The organism is Jatrophihabitans sp. YIM 134969 (genome assembly GCF_054456675.1).
In genome coordinates, this window is sequence record NZ_JBTJEQ010000006.1 from 1 (window position 1) to 16,750 (window position 16,750).

The following is a 16,750-nucleotide window of genomic DNA, read 5'->3' on the forward strand; positions in this document are numbered from 1 at the left end:
CCGCGGCGCGGCGGCGGCGCGGCGGCTGGGCCGGTCGGCGGCGCGGGAAGCGGTGCGGGTCCCGGCAGTCGAGGCGGTCGCGCGCGGAGCGGTCTCGGTCCCGGGTCGGACACCTTCCGCCACCAGGCGCGGGGTCACCGCCACGAGCTGGGCGCGCAACTCGTCGCGGAACGAGTCCGACATGGCGGGGAGTCGGACGGTCGACCGCCCGGCGCCGACCGCTTCGAGTGCGGCGACGACCTTGCGTTCGACGGGGCCGTCGAGGCGGCGCGCGGGGAACATCACGAGCGCTCACCTACCTCGGCCGGGGGACGTGCGGTCACCCGTCCGGACGTGGCGGGCGACCACTCCAACGACCCCACCGGCCGAAGGGATGCGGTACCGGGGGTTCCAATTCTGGGGGAACCCACAACGACACCGCCGGTCGTCACAACGAGTCCCCGACGAGCGTCGCCAACTTGCGGACTGCGCGGTGCTGCAACGCCTTGATGGCGCCGTCGTTCTTGCCCATGATCGCCGCGGTCTCGGAGACCGAGAAGCCCTGCACGAACCGCAGCAGCACGCACTCCCGCTGTTCGAGGTTGAGGGCGTCGACCGCTTCCATGAGGGCCGCCGACGTCAACGAGTCGAGGACGAGCACCTCGGGGGTGGGCGGGCGGACCGTGCTGGACGCGTGGTCGCCGACCAGGCCGATCTCGTCGGTCGTGCTCTCCAGCCGCGACCGCGCCGACTTCACGTGGTCGAGGATGAGGTTGCGGGCGATGGTCACGAGCCACGCGCCGATGTCACGGCCCTGGTAGGTGAACGAGCCGATCCGCCGCAGGGCCCGCAGGAAGGTCTCGCTGGTGAGGTCCTCGGCGAGGCCGCGGTCGCCGACCCGGTAGAAGACGTACCGGTAGACGACGTCGGCGTAGCGGTCGTAGATCAGCCCGAACGCCTCGCCGTCGCCGTCGCGAGCCCGTTCGACCAGCTGCCAGACCTCGCGGTGGTCGTCCTCGACCTCGGGCTCCTCCGGTTCCACGGCCTTGCGGCCGGGAACTCCCACCGCCCGCAGGTGACGACCGCCGCGGCGCGGCTCGTCCGGCTCGAGGGCGTGGGCCGAGCTCTCGGCGTCGAGGACGCCGCGCACGGCGTCGCGCAACGCCGCCAGCGCCGTGACGGAGGGTGGGAGCAGCGCCCACACGGAGGGGACCGGGTCCGCTCGCCGTGGGTGGCCGTACGCGCTGCTCGCGTCGGACAACGCCCGTCCTCTCCGCCTGACGTCACGCCGACCTCAGGTGAAACGAGAATCTACAAGCCGCATCGGACATCCGGCCACCGGAAAGAGGTCGCGTGCCCGGAATGTCCACCCCGCTCCCGCTCTCTCGCAGACGAGAATCTGTCGCGTCAGACAGTTCGGTCCGTGTCCGGCTGGAGCGGCCCTCCCGACGCCAGTAGCGTGCGGCTCCATGGACGTCGCGGTCGCCTGCCCCGGCGACCTGCTGCGCCGTGCGGCAGCGGACCACGGCGACCGGGTCGCGTTCGTCGCCGACGACGCCACGGTCACCTGGGCCGAGCTCGAGGCCCGGGTCAGTGCGGCGGCTGCCGCGCTCGTCGCCGCGGGCCTGACCCCGGGTGACCGGGTCGTCCTCGTCCGGCCGACCTCGGTGGCCCTGGTCGTCGAACACCTCGCCGCCCTGCGGGCCGGCCTGGTGTCCTGCCCGGTCAACCCCGCGCTCACCGCACCCGAGCTGACCCACGTGCTCACCGACTCCGGCGCCCGCGCCGTCGTCGGCCCGACGACGCCCGCGGGACTGCCCGAGGGGGTCGAGGTCCTCGACCTCACCGGGCCTCCCGCCGCGGACGACCCGCACCTGGACCGCACCGGCGAGGACCTGGCCGTCCTGCTCTACACGAGCGGGACCAGCGGCCGCCCGCGGGGCGCGATGCTCTCGGCCCGGGCGATGGTCGCCAACGTCGCGCAGGTCGCCGCCATCGAGCCCGCGCTCGTCACCCCTGACGACGTCGTCCTGCTGCCGTTGCCGCTGTTCCACGTCTTCGGGCTCGGCGCGGCGCTCGGGGTCGTGCTGTGGAACGCCACGACCACCGTGCTCGCGGCCCACTTCGACCCGGTGGCGTGTGCCGCGGCCGTCGCCGCACACGGTGTCACCGTCGTGGTCGGGGCACCGCCGATGTACGCGGCGTGGTCGGCCCGGGTCCCGGTCCGCGAGGCGTTCGCCGGGGTGCGGTTGGCGCTCTCGGGGGCGTCGGCCCTGCCCGCCGCGCTCGTGCGCGAGTACGCGTCAGACGGGGTCGCGTTGTTCGAGGGCTACGGCATGACCGAGACGGCACCGGTCCTCACCTGTAACGCCATCGGCGCGCGGCCCGGCGTCCGCGCCGACCCGACGCCCGGCTCGATCGGCCGGCCCCTGCCGGGGATCGAGGTCCGCCTGCTCGACGTCGGCGGTGACGAGGTCGACGACGGCGACCCGGGGCAGCTGACCGTCCGTGGCGACAACCTGTTCTCCGGGTACTGGCCGGACGGCCGCGACGGCCCGGTCGACGGGTGGTTCGCCACCGGCGACATCGCCGTGCGTGACGACGACGGCAACCTCTGGCTGGTCGGTCGCACCACCGACCTCGTCATCGTCAACGGCTTCAACGTCTACCCGGCCGAGGTCGAGTCGGTGATCGGCCAGCTGCCCGGCGTCGCCGAGGTCGCGGTGGTCGGGGTGCCCGACGACCGCACCGGTGAGGCCGTCGTCGCCTACGTGGTCGGGTTGCCCGACGCGACACCGGACGCCGAGGCGGTGCGCGAGGCCGCGCGCTCCTCGCTGGCCCGCTACAAGGTCCCCGCACGGGTGGAGATCGTCGGGTCGCTGCCCCACACCGTCACGGGCAAGGTGCAGAAGTGGCGGCTCGCGGACGCGGCCGTCCCCGCGTCGTGAGCCGCTGGCTCCCGCGTCGCCGCCAACCGGTCGCGCCGCCCGCCGAGCACGAGGTGACCGTGGTGACCCGTGAGGGGTGCCACCTCTGCGAGACCGCCGAGGCCGACGTCCGTGTTCTCGCCGCCGAGCTCGGGTTCCGCGTCGCGGTGCGTGACCTCGACGCCGACGTCGCCGCGGACGACCGCGCGCGGTGGGCCGACCTGGTGCCGGTGCTGCTCGTCGACGGCGTCGAACACGGCTACTGGCGGGTCGAACCGGACCGGTTGCGGGCGGCCGTCGGGGCCCGCTGAGCGCGGCTTGACTTCACCGGCTCCAGACCCCTGCAGGCCAGGGTTCATCGGGGGTGGTGACCCGGTTCACGGATTTGTGAACGCGTTCACAAGCGCGTAACCTCGCCGGAGTGCCGCTCGCCCTACCACACCTGGTGACGCGCGCCGCAGCCTCCTCCGCCCGGGTCCACGCGTGAGCCCCGACGCCCCGGCCGACGGCGCCACCACGCCCGTCGCCACGCCGGACCGCGCCGTCCCGGAAGCCACGGTCGCCCGGTTGTCGGTGTACCTGCGCGCGCTCTCGGCCCTCGCCGACGGCGGGACCGCGACCGTCTCCTCCGACGCCCTGGCCACCCTCGCCGGCGTCAACGCCGGTCTGCTCCGCAAGGACCTGTCCTACCTCGGCTCGTACGGGGTGCGCGGCGTCGGCTACCACGTCGACACCCTCGCCGAGCAGGTCTCGCGGGTGCTCGGGCTGACCGAGGACCGCGTCGTCGCGTTGATCGGCGTCGGCAACCTCGGCCAGGCGCTCGCGGGCTACGGCGGCTTCGGCAGCCGCGGGTTCCGCATCGCCGCGCTGCTCGACGTCGAGCCGGGCCGGGTCGGCACGGTCGTGCACGGCCTCACGGTCCAGCACCTGGACCACCTCGCCGAACTGGTCGAGCGCGAGCACATCTCGATCGGCGTCCTCGCCACCCCCGCCGCGGCGGCCCAGGAGGTCTGCGACCGGCTGGTGGCCTGCGGCGTGCGCTCGATCCTCAACTTCGCACCGGTCGTGTTGTCGGTGCCCGCCGACGTCGACGTCCGCAAGGTCGACCTCGCGGGCGAGCTGCAGATCCTGTCGTTCCACGAGCGTCGCAAGGCGGCCGCCCCCGCGGGCGTCGCCCACCTCGCGCGAGGTGGTCACGCATGAGCGTGCTGGTCATCGGGCTGTCGCACCTGACCGCCCCGCTGGACGTCCTGGAGTCGGTGACGCTCTCGGGCGACGACGTCGCCAAGACCCTCGACGAGCTCACCGGGGCCCCGTGCATCGACGAGGCGCTGGTCCTCGCGACCTGCAACCGGGTCGAGGTCTACGCCGACGTCACGATGTTCCACCCGGCCGTCGCCGAGATCAGTTCGGTGCTGGCCCGCCGCGCCGGCACCTCGGTCGCCGAACTCGGTCGCCACCTCTACGTCCACTACGCCGCCCCGGCCGTGCAGCACATCTTCCGGGTGTCGGCGGGGTTGGACTCCATGGTCGTCGGGGAGTCGCAGATCCTCGGTCAGGTGCGCGACGCCTACGCCGCCGCGGTCGCGAACGGCGCCGTCGGCACCGTCCTGCACGACCTCGCCCAGCGGTCGCTGCACGTCGGCAAGCGGGTGCACTCCGAGACCGCCATCGACCACGCCGGTGCCTCGGTCGTCTCCGTCGCGCTCGACCGCGCCGGATCGTTGCAGCAGTCATCGGTCGCCGTCGTGGGTGCCGGGGCGATGGGCGCCCTCGCCGCGACCACCGCCATGCGTCGCGGTGCGGGCTCGATCACGGTGGCCAACCGGGGCGCCGCTCGCGCCGAGCGACTCGCCGCCGCCGTCGGCGGACTCCCCGCCGGCCTCGAGGACCTCGCGGCCGTCGTCGCCGACGCCGACGTGCTCGTGAGCTCGACCGGAGCGGTCGGCACCGTGATCGACGCCGACCTCGTCGGCGACCGCTCCGCGCGGCCCCTGTTGGTCCTCGACCTCGCCGTGCCCCGCGACATCGACCCGGCCGTCGGCGCGCTCCCGGGCGTCACCCTGCTCGACCTGGCGTCGCTGCGGGTCATCGACGGCGCGGTCGTCGACGACTCCGACGTCGCCGCGGCCGACGCCATCGTCACCGGCGAGCTGGACCACTACCTGGCCGCGCAGCGGCAGCACGCCGTCACCCCGACCGTCACCGCGTTGCGGCAGCGGGCGGGCGAGGTCGTGGCCGCCGAGGTGGCCCGGCTCGAGGGTCGACTGCCCGGCATGGACGACCGCACCCGGACCGAGGTCGAGTCAGCCGTGCGCCGCGCGGTCGAGAAACTGTTGCACGTACCAACGGTGCGGGTGAAGGAACTGGCCGCGGCTCCCGACGGCGCCGACTACACGGCCGCGTTGCGTGCCCTGTTCGACCTCGACCCGGCCTCGGCCGAGTCGGTCGCGGCGGTCCGTGACGACACCACCGGGTCGCGCGCGGTCGGCGGCGCGTCCGCGACCCGGCCGACCGTGCCGGAGTGGTCGTCGTGACCGCCGTCCGCACGCTGCGGGTCGGGACCCGCAACAGCGCGCTCGCCCGCACCCAGACCGACCTGGTGGTGCGATCGTTGCAGGCCGCAACGGATGAGCCGATCGCGGTCGAGATCGTCCCCATCGTCACCGAGGGTGACGTGTCGAAGGCCGCCTTGGCGCAGATCGGCGGCACGGGGGTGTTCGTGACCTCGTTGCGGACCGCCCTGCTCGAGCACCGCATCGACCTCGCGATCCACAGCTACAAGGACCTGCCGACCGCACCCGCACCCGGTCTCGCGATCGGTGCCGTGCCGGTCCGGGAGGACCCGCGCGACGTCCTCGTCGCCCGTGACCGTCTGACCCTCGGCGAACTGCCCGAGGGCTCGGTCCTCGGAACCGGCTCGCCGCGCCGCGCGGCCCAGTTGCTCGCGCTCGGACTCGGTTTGGTCGTGGAGCCGATCCGTGGGAACGTCGACACCCGGTTGGCCGCGGTGACGTCCGGTCGGGTCGACGGTGTCGTCCTCGCGGCGGCCGGGTTGCGCCGGCTCGGTCGTCAGGACGAGGTGACCGAGGTGCTCGACCCGACCCAGCTGCTGCCGGCTCCGGCCCAGGGCGCGCTCGCGGTCGAGGTCCGCGCGGACGACGACGTCGTCGCCGCGTGGGTCGCAGTGCTCGACGATCCGGCCACGCGGGCCGCGGTCGTCGCCGAACGTGCCGTCCTCGAAGCACTCGAGGCGGGGTGCAGTGCGCCGGTCGGGGCGCTCGCCGACATCGCCCTCGGGGACCCCGGGGACGACGGCGAACCCGACGAGTTGTACCTGCGGGCGTCGGTCACGGCGGTCGACGGCAGCGATGCCGTCCGGCTGTCCGCGACCGGTCCGCTCACCGATGCCGAGGGAATCGGCCGGCGGCTCGCCGCCGAGCTGATCGATCTCGGTGCTGACACCATGATGGGGAGTTCCACATGACCCGAGTGCGCAAGCCGACGGGCCGCATCTCGTTCCTCGGAGCCGGGGCGGGTGACGTCGACCTGCTCAGTGCGCGGGCGGGCGCCGCCCTCGCCGAGTCCCAACTGGTCCTCTGCGACCCCGGTGTGCCGGAGACCCTGCGCGACGCCGCCGGGACCGCCTCCGGCGCGGAGGTGCGGGTGGTCGACGCCGCCGGCGCCGACACCTCGAAGGTCGCGCTGACCGAGGCGCGCGGCGGGGCCACCGTGGTCCGCCTGGTCGCGGGTGACGTCATGGCCAACGACGCCGTGGTCAAGGAGATCGCGGCCGTCGCCAAGACCGTCGTGCCCTACGAGGTCATCCCCGGTGTCGACACCGCCCGCGGTGCCGCCGCGTACGCCGGTATCGCCACGGGCGCGGTCACCACGTCGGTCACCTTGTTGCCTGGTGCAACGATCGACTGGGACACCGTCGCCGCCGTCGCGGGCACCGTGCAGGTCACCACCGACGCCGCCGAGCTCGAGCGGGTCACCCGCGAGCTGGTCTCCGCCGGCAAGAAGCCCGACACCCCGGCCGCGGTCACCGCCGACGCCACCGGCTCCGGCGAGCACACCGTCGTCGGCACCCTGGGCGAGCTCGAACTGCTCGGCGCGGGCGTGACCGGCACGGTCGTCGTCACCGTCGGCAAGGCCGTCGCCTCGGCCGAGAAGCTCGGCTGGTGGGAGAGCCGCCCGCTGTTCGGGTGGCGCGTCCTGGTGCCGCGCACCAAGGAGCAGGCGGGCACCATGAGCGCCCGGCTGCGCCAGTACGGCGCGGTGCCGGTCGAGGTCCCGACCATCGCCGTCGAGCCGCCGCGCACGCCCACGCAGATGGAGCGCGCGATCAAGGGTCTGGTGACCGGCCGCTTCGAGTGGATCGTGTTCACCTCGACCAACGCGGTCAAGGCCGTCCGCGAGAAGTTCGCGGAGTTCGGTCTGGACGCCCGCGCCTTCGCCGGCGTCAAGATCGCCTGTGTCGGCACGGCCACCGCCGACGCCGTCCGCGCCTTCGGCATCGAGCCGGAGCTGCTGCCCTCGGGCGAGCAGAGCTCGGAGGGTCTGCTCGCGGACTTCCCGGACTACGACGAGGTGCTCGACCCCATCAACCGGGTCCTGCTGCCCCGCGCCGACATCGCCACCGAGACCCTCGCCGCCGGCCTGCGCGAGCGCGGCTGGGAGATCGACGACGTCACCGCCTACCGGACCGTCCGCGCCGCGCCGCCGGCCGCGCCGATCCGCGACGCGATCAAGTCCGGCGGCTTCCAGGCCGTCTGCTTCACCTCGAGTTCCACGGTCCGGAACCTGGTCGGCATCGCCGGCAAGCCCCACGCCCGCACCGTGGTCGCGGCCATCGGCCCGCAGACGGCCGCCACCGCGACCGAGTTCGGTCTGCGCGTCGACGTGCAGCCGGACGAGGCCAACGTCGAGGCCCTGGTCGACGCCCTGGCCGAGTTCGCGGTCGCCCGCGCCGCCGAGCAGGGTGCCGCCGCCGCCACGGCGGCCGAGGCCCCGAAGCGGTCGCGCTCGCGTCGCTGAGTCGTCCCGGTCCGTCCCGCGAGCCCCGGTGGTCCACGTGACCGCCGGGGCTCGCGGCGTTCCACCAGGTCGGGCGGATACCGTTCCGAGGGTGCCGAGCCACTCGAGTCCCGACGACGACCTCACCGATCTCATCGCGACGCTCGAGGACCAGGAACGCGAGCTCGTGTTCACCCGGTTCGACCACGACGACGCGTGGGCGCTGGGGACCCGCCTGGTCGACCTGGCCCGTGAGCGGGGCCTCGGGGTGACGATCGACATCCGCCGCCACGGCCAGCAGCTGTTCCACGCCGCGCTGGCCGGCACCACGCCGGACAACGACGTGTGGGTCGAGCGCAAGGTGCGCACCGTCGACCGGTTCGGGGCGAGCTCGTTCCTGGTCGGACGGCGGATGGCCGCCGCGGGCAAGGTCTTCGACGCCGACTCCGGGCTCGACCCCGTGCGCTACGCCGCCCACGGCGGCTGCTTCCCGATCCGCATCGCCGGGGCGGGTCCGATCGGCACCGTCACGGTCTCCGGCCTGCCGCAGGCCGACGACCACGCCCTGGTCGTCGAGGCGCTCCGCGCCCACCTGGCCGCCGTACCCTCGGAGGCGTGAGTCCGCTTCCCGATCTGCCCGCGTTCCCCGCCTTCCGGCCGCGCCGGATGCGCGCCACCCCGGCCCTGCGTCGGCTCGCGGCCGACGTCGACGTCCGGCCGCAGAACCTGGTCCTCCCGGTGTTCGTCCGGGAGGGGATCGACGAGCCGGTGGCCATCACCTCGATGCCCGGGGCGGTGCAGCACACGCTCGACTCGCTCGTGAAGGCGGCGGTCGAGGCCACCCAGGCCGGGGTCGGCGGGATCATGGTCTACGGCGTTCCGTTGCACAAGGATGCGATCGGCTCGGGCGCCGACGACCCCGACGCCATCCTCAACGTCGCCATGCAGCGGCTGCGCGCGGAACTCGGCGACGACACCGTGCTCATGGCCGACCTCTGCCTCGACGAGTTCACCGACCACGGCCACTGCGGCGTCCTCGACGAGAACGGTGCAGTGGACAACGACGCCACCCTCGAGCGGTACGCCGCGATGGGCGTGGCGCAGGCCGCCGCCGGCAGCCACATGGTCGGCACCAGCGGGATGATGGACGGCCAGGTCGGCGTCGTCCGGGCCGCGCTCGACGCCGCCGGGCACCAGGACGTCGGGATCCTCGCCTACGCCGCCAAGTACGCCTCCGGCTTCTACGGCCCGTTCCGGGAGGCGGTCGGGTCGTCGTTGCGCGGCGACCGCAAGACCTACCAGCAGGACCACGCCCGAGGCGAGCGCGAGGCGTTGGCCGAGGCGTCGCTCGACGTCGCCGAGGGCGCCGACGCGATCATGGTCAAGCCGGCGCTGCCGTACCTCGACATCCTGCGCACCATCGCCGACGCCAGCCCGGTTCCCGTGGCGGCCTACCAGGTCAGCGGGGAGTACGCGATGGTCGAAGCCGCCGCGGCGAACGGGTGGCTCGACCGCGACCGTGTGATCCCCGAGACGCTCACGGCCATCCGCCGGGCGGGCGCGTCGATGATCCTCACCTACTGGGCGACCGAGTTCGCCCAGCGGTTCGCCTAGGCCGGGCGCGCGTGCGCCCCACGCCCGGGGTCGAGATCTACCGCGAGCACCCCCGGTCCTACCGCAGCACCGTCGCGCTGGGCGTGGCCATCGCCGCCGGCGCGATCGCCGACTACGTCCTGGGCGGCGGCGGGGCGCACTTCTGGGCGTGGCTCGCGGCCTTCGTGCTCATCTGCGGGTTCGACGCCCTCGCCGTGGCGGCTTCGCAGCGGCTGCGGTCCATCGCGATCACGAGGGACCAGCTCGTGGTCGGCGAACACTCCTTCGACCGCGCGCAGATCGACGGCGTCGACGTCCCCGCCGACGTCGGGGTCGCGGCCATCGCGCCGTCGCCGCGCGGGTCGACGTTGGTCGGCGTGCGGGTGAAGGGCGGTGGGGTCCTCGGCGTCCCGACCCGCAAGCCCGAGCAACTCGCGGGCGCGCTGGGCTTCCGGGCCACCCCGGTGCTGCTCGAGGTGCGACCGGCCGAGCCCGCCGATCTGGGCGGTCTGCCCGAGCTGGAAACCCGTTCCGACACGGTGTTCTCGGTCGCGGGCTTCCCGCCGTTGCCGCCGGCCGCGGACGTCGCGACGTACGCGGCGTCGGCGGCGTTGTTCGTCGCCGGCCGCCCGCCGGTCGGGTTGGCGCGGGTCGAACTGGTCGACGGCACCCCGCACCTCGAACAGCTCTCGGTGCTGCCGAGCCACATGCGGCGCGGGGTCGGCACGGCGCTGTTGGACCGGGTCGTCACCTGGGCGGCGGAGAACGGCCACTCCGCGGTGACGCTGTGCACCTTCGGCGACGTCGCCTGGAACGGCCCCTTCTACGCCCGCCACGGTTTCGTCGAGGTGCCGTCGGAGCAGTGGACCCCGGGTCTGGTCGCGTTGCGCGCCGAGGAGAACGAGCACGGGATGGACGTCATGGGGCGCCGGGTGGTCATGCGCCGCGCGCTCACGCCCTCGGAGTAGGGCGTCCGGCCTCGGTGTAGGGCGTCCGGCCTCGGTGTAGGGCGTCCGTCCTCGGCGAGTGGTCACGAAACCCCGTGAGTGGGCGGGAATCTGTGACCATTCACGGGAGGAAGTGACCACTCGCTTCACCGGGCGGAGGTCGCGGCGCCCGTCACGAGGTCGGGCGACGGGTGCGACGCGGCGCCGCCTGGACGGCGAGTTCGCCGAGAGGGACGGCGTGCCCCTCGTCGCAGGTGACGGTGAGGTGGATGTCGGCGCCGCAGCCGTCGTGCCGCATGCGCAGCGGGCCGCGGCCGTCGGCCGAGAGGTGACGCGAGCCCCACTCGAACAGGGCGAGCACGGCGGGGACGAGGTCGCGGCCGGACTCGGTCAGCACGTACTCGTACCGGGTGCGGGCGCCGTCCTCGCGGTACGGCACCTTCTCGAACAGACCCGCCGCGGTCAGCTCGCGCAGGCGTGCCGCGGCCACGGCGTCGGAGATGCGGACGCGCGCGGCGAAGTCGTCGAACCGGGTGGTGCCGTAGAAGGCCTCGCGCAGCAGCAGGATCGCCGACCGGGTGCCGACGATGTCGAGTGTGCCGCGGACCGGGCACTGCTCGTCGGTCCACGCGTCGCGGTCGGCCAGAGGGCCCTCGAGGACGGCGGTGTCATGAGCCACGGGAGGAGTCTAGCTTGTGTTCGTCATAGTCAGCTCGGTACCGTGCTGGCTGTGCCGAACCAGAGTCAGCGCCCTTCGCTCGTCCTCGCCGTGCTGTCGCTCGCGGCGTTCATGGCGAGCCTCGACGTCTTCATTGTCAACGTCGCCTTCGACGACATCGGCGCCGACTTCTCCGGCACGACGCTCTCGCAGTTGTCGTGGGTGCTCAACGCGTACGCGATCGTCTACGCCGCCCTGCTCGTACCGGCCGGCCGAATCGCCGACCGTTACGGCCGCAAGGGCGGTTTCCTCGTCGGGCTCGGCGTCTTCACCCTGGCGAGCGTCGCGTGCGCGGCGGCGGACGGCGTCTGGTGGCTCGTGGCGTTCCGCGCCGTGCAAGCCGTCGGCGCCGCGCTGCTGACCCCCGCGAGCCTCGGCCTGGTCGTGGCCTCGATGCCGCCGGAACGACGCGCGGGGGCCGTGCGGATCTGGGCCGCCACCGGTGCGCTCGCGGCCGCGCTCGGCCCGGCGGTCGGTGGGCTGCTGGTCGAGGCCTCGTGGCGCTGGGTGTTCCTGGTCAACCTGCCTATCGGGGTCGTCGCGCTGGTGGCCGCGGCGCGGCTCGTGCCGCGTTCGCGCGACGAGTCGGTCACCGCGCTGCCCGACGTCCGCGGCGCCGTCCTGCTGGCGGTCTCGATCGGCGCCCTGACCCTCGGCTTGGTCGAGGGCCCGGACTGGGGGTGGGCGAGCGGGCGCACCGTGGCGGCGTGGGTCGTCACCGTCGTCGCGTTCGGGGCCTTCACGCTGAGCTCCCGGCGCCACCCGGTTCCGGTCGTTGAACCGGCGCTGTTGCGGGTGCGGGCCTTCGCCTGGGCGAACGCGACCGCGCTCCTGTTCGCGGTGCCCTTCGCCGCGGCGCTGTTGACCAACATCCTCTGGATGCAGCAGGTCTGGGACTACTCGCCGATCAAGACGGGGTTCGCGATCGCGCCCGGACCGCTCATGGTCCCGATCTTCGCGGCCGTCGCGCACCGCCTGGCCCACCGCATCCCGGTGGGGTACCTGGTCGCCGTCGGCTGCGTGCTGGTCGGCGTGGGTGGCGTGCTCACCTCGCTGCTCGTCGGTCCGACACCCGACTACGCCGGCAGCGTGCTGCCCGGCTGGCTGATCGGGGGTGTCGGGGTCGGTCTGGCGCTGCCGTCGATCCTGTCGTCGGCCACGGCCGACCTGCCGCCGGCCCGCGCGGCCACCGGGAGCGCCGTCGTCAACATGAACCGGCAGATCGGCACCGCCCTCGGCGTGAGCCTGGTCGTCGCGGTGCTCGGGGTGCCGGTCGGGTACGCCGCCGCCCACGCCGCGTTCCAGCACACCTGGTGGGCGTTCGCCGCCGTGGCCGCGCTCGCCGCCCTCGCCGCGCCGGGGATGACCCCGCGCCGGGCACCGGCGGTCGCCGTCGAGCCGGTGTCCGAGCCGGTCTGAGCCCGTGATCAGTGATCGGTTCCTCGCGCCATGTCGCAAGGAACCGATCACTGATCCGCAGGTGATTCCAGCGGCGTCCGGCACGCGGCCGGATCTCCGTCAGGCGGTGAGCACCCGCCGGGCGACGACGACGCCGGGGCTGACGGTCTCGAGCGCGGTCTGCAGCGCGTCGGCGGCCGCGACCGTGCCGTCGACCCCGAGGGGGTCCAGGCCGTCGAGGACGAAGAACGCGCGGGTCGTGGCGGTCGTCAGCCGGGTGCGGGTGCACTGGCGCCAGTTCCAGCGTCGGCAGGTCACGCCGGTGTCGTCGCGCCAGACCACCTCGCCGGCCTCGGGGTGTTCGACGACGTCCGCGCCCTCCTTCGTCGTGTCGAAGTCCTCGGTGCCGTCGGCGCGGGTCAGGCGCGCGGGACCCACGTACGCGTCGAGGTCCTCGCCGCCGAGCGGGACGGCGTGGGAGATCGAGACGGCGTTGTACGCGTCGGTGATGCGGTCGATGCGGGGGAGTCCGTCGCCGACCCGGCGCAGCAGCGCGTCGACGCTGGGTCGGGTGCGTTGCGGCTTCGCGCCGAAGGCCCGGTAGGCCTCGCGCCAGGACTCGACGTGCGGCGGCGTGCCGTCGAACTCTCGGGTGCGCGCCTCGGCAGAGGTCAGCAACGCCTCGCTGGCGCTGTCGCTCGGACCGCCGGTGACGTTCTCGGCGACGAGGACGACGGCGACGTAGTCCGGGCGGAGCTCGTGGACGGCGGGGTCGATGGTCACGGCGGCCAGCCACGCCTGGGGATCGGTCACGGAACGTGACCCTGTCACACCGCACTCCCGCCGTTACGGTGGCCGCGTGTACCTCGAGAACATCGTGTTCGACGCCGTCGACCCGGGCCGGGTCGGCCGCTTCTGGGAGGCGGCGCTGGGCACCGAGCCACTGACCGACGAGCCCGCCGGGTACGAGACCCGCCTCGACGCCGGTGGCGGTTGCGTGCTCGACCTCTGCTTCCAGACCGTCGACCGCGCCCCGACCTCGCTGCTGCGGCTGCACCTCGACCTGCTCGGGGGCGCCGAGCAGAGCGCCGTGGTCGAGCGGCTGCTCGCGCTCGGCGCGACCCACCTCGACATCGGCCAGGGCGACGTGCCGTGGGTCGTGCTCGCCGACCCGGCCGGCAACCCCTTCTGCGTCATGGAGGAACGTTCCGCCTACACCGACACCGGCCCGTTGGCCGCGCTGCCGCTCGACGTCGCCGATCCCGACCGCGACGCGGCCTTCTGGTCGTGGCTCACCGGCTGGACCCACGTCGACGGGGTCGCGCCGCGGTCGCTGCGCCACCCGTCGCGTCGCGGTCCGCTGCTCGAGCTGTGCCCGGAACCCGCCGCGAAGGGCGACGGCAAGAACCGCGTCCACCTCGACATCCGGCTGGAAGCGGGCGACGACGACGCCGACGCCGTGACCGCGGCGATCGTCGAGCGGGGCGGCGTCCGGCTCGACCACGGGTGGGGCGACCTGCCGTGGCGCGTGTACACCGACCCGTCCGGCAACGAGTTCTGCGTCCTGCCCGCCCGGGCCGAGTGAGGTGGTCGAACACACCGACGACGGCCGCTACATCGTGGTCGACGGACGCCGGTGGCGCGCGACCGATCCGGACATCCCAGAGGACCGTGCCGCCGAACTGCGCTCGGTCCTGATGGCCTGGCGCCGCGCGGTGAAGACCGCCCGCGGCACCGACGACGAACCCCGCGTCCGCGCCGGGGTCCAGGCCGCCAAGGTGGCGCTCGGTGAACGCGGCACGCCGTGGTGGGAGCAGACCGACGCCGAGCGCCGCGCCCGCTGGGAAGCCGACGTCCCCCGCCCATCCTGACGCCGATGTGCCCGTCAGCGGGCACATCGGGCGGCGATGTGCCCGCTACCAGGCACATCGCCCGAGGAGGTGGGTGGCATTGCCCACCAACGGGCTCGGGGAGGGTGCTGACGCCCGCCTTCGCAGTCCTACGTCCAGGGCAGGCCAGGGTCAGAGTCGTTGGATGGCATCGACGACACGCCGAGAGGCGCGTTCACGTGAACGCGGTCGCGGCGTTCGCGGCGGCGCCGCCGGGTCGCGGCGGAGCGCGGAGGCGGCCCAGACCGACAGGGTCAGTGCGGCCGGAGCGAGCAGGACCGGCAACCACACGCCCGGACCGGGGGCGTCCCAGCCGGTGGCGTCGACGTTGCGCCAGGCCGGGACGAGGTCGGGGACGAAGACCGGCACGGTGACGGCCACCGACACCGCGAAGAGCAGGCCGCCCAGCCACACGTTCGGCGCCCGGCGTCCGAGTCGGGCGAGCAGGACGGCCGCCGCGAACAGCACCGCGGTCACCACGAGGAGGATCGACACGGGCGTGACGCCGCCCGAACCGTACGGGAAGTCGGCCTCCTGGACCCGGAACGGCCGCGAGGGCGAGCGCCACCGGTACGCCTCGGCGAGCGCCGTGCCGGCGCAGACCAGCGGCACGGACATCGTCGCGGCCGACAACAGATGGGCCCGCAGGCTTGCGGCCCTCGACCACGAGGCAGCCCGCCACGTCACGTAGACCGCGCCGGCCACGAGCACCGGACCGAGGGCGGTGTAGACGCCGTCGTTCGCCTGGCCGGCCGGCAGGGTCGGGGCCAGGAAGAACAGGAACGCGACCGGGGTGAGCAGGCTCCAGGTCACGGTCTTCCAGGTCGTCAGCCGGACCTCACCGTTGTTCCACCAGCGGCGGCCGGCCGTCAGCACTCCGAGCGCGGCGACCACCAGGCCGACGACGCCGAGGCGGCGGATGAAGTGCGCGCGGTCGTCGCGCCAGAGCGAGCAGCTGCCCCGGAGTTCGGGGCGCACGGTGTCGACGGCGGCGAGTGACGGGCAGCTCTGGATGTCGTCGGGCATGCCGCCGGTGCCGTACAGGCTGACCGCCGCGGCGATCATGAGGAACCCGGCCAACACGACCGCGACGGCGGTGTCGTTGTCGGCCCACGGTCGGCGGCCAGGGCGCAGCACCGGCCTCTCGGGCGCGTGGGACGGCCCCAACACGTACGGGCCTGTGCTCATCACGCCTCCTCGGCGGGCAACCTAGCGCCACAATGCTGAGATGGCCCGGCTGATCCTGCTCAACGGCGCACCGGGGGTCGGGAAGTCGACGGTGGCGCGGGAGCTCGCCGACGCCCGGTCGTTGTCCCTGATGCTCGACCTCGACGTCGTGCGGTCGCTCCTCGGCGACACCGACGGCGACGTGACGGCCTCGTACCTCGCCACCCGTCGCCTCGCGCTGGCCATGGCCGAGCGGCACCTGCGCGACGGGCACGACGTCGTCGTGCCGCAGTACCTCGGCCGGGTCGACTTCATCGAACAGCTGGGATCGTTGTGCACTGCAACGGATTCGGAATTCGTCGAGGTCGCGCTGGTCACCGACGCGGCGGTGGGGCAGGAGCGGTTCACCGCTCGCGGTGACGTGCCGCAGCTGGTCGGGGCGGACGAGAGTTGGCCGGCGATGCACGCCCGGTTCACCGACCTGCTGGCCGGACGACGCCACGTCCACCTCGTCGACGCCAGCGCCGACGTCGGCGTCACCGTCGAGCGGGTCGAGCAGGCGTTGCGTGCCGGAGCCGACGGATCGGGGTAGGTAGGGGGCGTGCCGAAGACTGCCACCGCCGACCGCGTCGACCGCGACGCGTTGCTCGAGTTCATCCGCCCGCGCCACCACGGGATCGTCGTCACCACCCGCCGCGACGGCCGGCCGCAGCTGTCGCCGGTCGCCTGCGGCATCGACCCCGAGGGCCGCATCCTGATCTCGACGTACCCCGAACGCGCCAAGACGGCCAACGTCCGGCGCGACCCGCGGGTGTCGATGCTGTTCCTGTCCGACGACTTCGACGACGCCTGGGTGCAGGTCGACGGCAGTGGCGAGGTGCTGGACATGCCCGAGGCAGTCGAGGACTTCGTGACCTACTTCCGCTCCATCAGCGGCGAGCACCCCGACTGGGACGAGTACCGCGAGGCCATGCAGCGGCAGGGCAAGAGCCTGCTGCGCATCACGATCGAGCGGTGGGGCCCGATCGCCACCGGCGGCTTCCCGGCCCGGCTCACCCAGACCGGCTGAGTTTCCGGGCGCCTGATCCCCAGGGCGGCTGATCCCCTGGGTGG

General features: G+C 73.8%; 18 protein-coding genes and 1 pseudogene. 14 read left to right on the forward strand and 5 right to left on the reverse strand.

Annotated features, from left to right (window positions below; all coding sequences use genetic code 11):
* Positions 1–285: pseudogene (locus tag ACXR2U_RS04915) on the reverse strand (hypothetical protein); the annotation flags it as partial.
* A gap of 142 nt (positions 286–427) precedes the next feature.
* On the reverse strand, positions 428–1,150 hold the full coding sequence (locus ACXR2U_RS04920; protein ID WP_458823939.1) for a sigma-70 family RNA polymerase sigma factor: 723 nt from the start codon (positions 1,148–1,150) through the stop codon (positions 428–430).
* A 298-nt stretch (positions 1,151–1,448) separates the two neighbouring features.
* Between ACXR2U_RS04920 and ACXR2U_RS04925 the strand changes: the two genes are divergently transcribed.
* The 9 genes from ACXR2U_RS04925 (at position 1,449) to ACXR2U_RS04965 (ending at position 10,486) form a co-directional block, all read left to right on the forward strand.
* Complete coding sequence (locus ACXR2U_RS04925; RefSeq protein WP_458823816.1) at positions 1,449–2,927, forward strand: AMP-binding protein; 1,479 nt, start codon at positions 1,449–1,451, stop codon at positions 2,925–2,927.
* Positions 2,924–3,217 (forward strand): glutaredoxin family protein, encoded by a 294-nt coding sequence (locus ACXR2U_RS04930; protein WP_458823817.1) that lies wholly within the window; start codon positions 2,924–2,926, stop codon positions 3,215–3,217. Before ACXR2U_RS04925 ends, ACXR2U_RS04930 begins: the two co-directional genes overlap by 4 nt.
* A 172-nt stretch (positions 3,218–3,389) precedes the next feature.
* Positions 3,390–4,109, forward strand: a complete 720-nt coding sequence (locus tag ACXR2U_RS04935; RefSeq protein WP_458823818.1) for a redox-sensing transcriptional repressor Rex — start codon at positions 3,390–3,392, stop codon at positions 4,107–4,109.
* On the forward strand, positions 4,106–5,443 hold the full coding sequence (locus ACXR2U_RS04940; protein WP_458823819.1) for a glutamyl-tRNA reductase: 1,338 nt from the start codon (positions 4,106–4,108) through the stop codon (positions 5,441–5,443). Before ACXR2U_RS04935 ends, ACXR2U_RS04940 begins: the two co-directional genes overlap by 4 nt.
* Positions 5,440–6,393: a hydroxymethylbilane synthase gene (gene hemC / locus ACXR2U_RS04945; protein ID WP_458823940.1), complete on the forward strand. Its 954-nt coding sequence runs from the start codon at positions 5,440–5,442 to the stop codon at positions 6,391–6,393. Before ACXR2U_RS04940 ends, hemC begins: the two co-directional genes overlap by 4 nt.
* A complete protein-coding gene (locus ACXR2U_RS04950) occupies positions 6,390–7,946 on the forward strand; it encodes a bifunctional uroporphyrinogen-III C-methyltransferase/uroporphyrinogen-III synthase (RefSeq protein WP_458823820.1) in 1,557 nt (518 codons plus the stop codon). Before hemC ends, ACXR2U_RS04950 begins: the two co-directional genes overlap by 4 nt.
* A 91-nt stretch (positions 7,947–8,037) precedes the next feature.
* Positions 8,038–8,544: a heme-degrading domain-containing protein gene (locus ACXR2U_RS04955; protein ID WP_458823821.1), complete on the forward strand. Its 507-nt coding sequence runs from the start codon at positions 8,038–8,040 to the stop codon at positions 8,542–8,544.
* Entirely contained in the window at positions 8,541–9,539 is a 999-nt protein-coding gene (hemB, locus tag ACXR2U_RS04960) for a porphobilinogen synthase (protein WP_458823822.1), read from the forward strand. The genes ACXR2U_RS04955 and hemB overlap by 4 nt, the downstream gene beginning before the upstream one ends.
* A gap of 11 nt (positions 9,540–9,550) precedes the next feature.
* Positions 9,551–10,486: a GNAT family N-acetyltransferase gene (locus ACXR2U_RS04965; RefSeq protein ID WP_458823823.1), complete on the forward strand. Its 936-nt coding sequence runs from the start codon at positions 9,551–9,553 to the stop codon at positions 10,484–10,486.
* A gap of 151 nt (positions 10,487–10,637) precedes the next feature.
* On the opposite strand, the gene ACXR2U_RS04970 is transcribed toward ACXR2U_RS04965, so the two are convergent.
* Positions 10,638–11,144, reverse strand: coding sequence for a winged helix-turn-helix transcriptional regulator (locus ACXR2U_RS04970; protein WP_458823824.1), 507 nt, complete (start codon positions 11,142–11,144; stop codon positions 10,638–10,640).
* On the opposite strand from ACXR2U_RS04970, the gene ACXR2U_RS04975 reads away from it, so the two are divergent.
* On the forward strand, positions 11,136–12,602 hold the full coding sequence (locus ACXR2U_RS04975; RefSeq protein WP_458823825.1) for an MFS transporter: 1,467 nt from the start codon (positions 11,136–11,138) through the stop codon (positions 12,600–12,602). The two genes, ACXR2U_RS04970 and ACXR2U_RS04975, sit on opposite strands and share 9 nt — an antisense overlap.
* Before the next feature lie 99 nt (positions 12,603–12,701).
* Here the strand turns inward: ACXR2U_RS04975 and ACXR2U_RS04980 are convergent, their stop codons facing one another.
* On the reverse strand, positions 12,702–13,394 hold the full coding sequence (locus tag ACXR2U_RS04980; protein ID WP_458823826.1) for a B3/B4 domain-containing protein: 693 nt from the start codon (positions 13,392–13,394) through the stop codon (positions 12,702–12,704).
* Between the two features lie 46 nt (positions 13,395–13,440).
* On the opposite strand from ACXR2U_RS04980, the gene ACXR2U_RS04985 reads away from it, so the two are divergent.
* Positions 13,441–14,166 carry a VOC family protein gene (locus ACXR2U_RS04985; protein ID WP_458823827.1) on the forward strand — a complete coding sequence of 242 codons (726 nt, stop codon included), beginning with the start codon at positions 13,441–13,443 and terminating at the stop codon, positions 14,164–14,166.
* A gap of 1 nt (position 14,167) precedes the next feature.
* Positions 14,168–14,452, forward strand: coding sequence for a hypothetical protein (locus ACXR2U_RS04990; RefSeq protein ID WP_458823828.1), 285 nt, complete (start codon positions 14,168–14,170; stop codon positions 14,450–14,452).
* Between the two features lie 150 nt (positions 14,453–14,602).
* Here ACXR2U_RS04990 and ACXR2U_RS04995 read toward each other — a convergent pair whose 3' ends face one another.
* Positions 14,603–15,658 carry a hypothetical protein gene (locus ACXR2U_RS04995; RefSeq protein ID WP_458823829.1) on the reverse strand — a complete coding sequence of 352 codons (1,056 nt, stop codon included), beginning with the start codon at positions 15,656–15,658 and terminating at the stop codon, positions 14,603–14,605.
* A gap of 40 nt (positions 15,659–15,698) precedes the next feature.
* On the opposite strand from ACXR2U_RS04995, the gene ACXR2U_RS05000 reads away from it, so the two are divergent.
* The gene (locus ACXR2U_RS05000; protein WP_458823830.1) at positions 15,699–16,229 is read left to right on the forward strand and encodes an AAA family ATPase; all 531 of its coding nucleotides are present in this window, start codon (positions 15,699–15,701) and stop codon (positions 16,227–16,229) included.
* Positions 16,230–16,238: 9 nt separating this feature from the next.
* The gene (locus ACXR2U_RS05005; protein ID WP_458823831.1) at positions 16,239–16,706 is read left to right on the forward strand and encodes a PPOX class F420-dependent oxidoreductase; all 468 of its coding nucleotides are present in this window, start codon (positions 16,239–16,241) and stop codon (positions 16,704–16,706) included.
* Positions 16,707–16,750 lie beyond the last annotated feature (44 nt).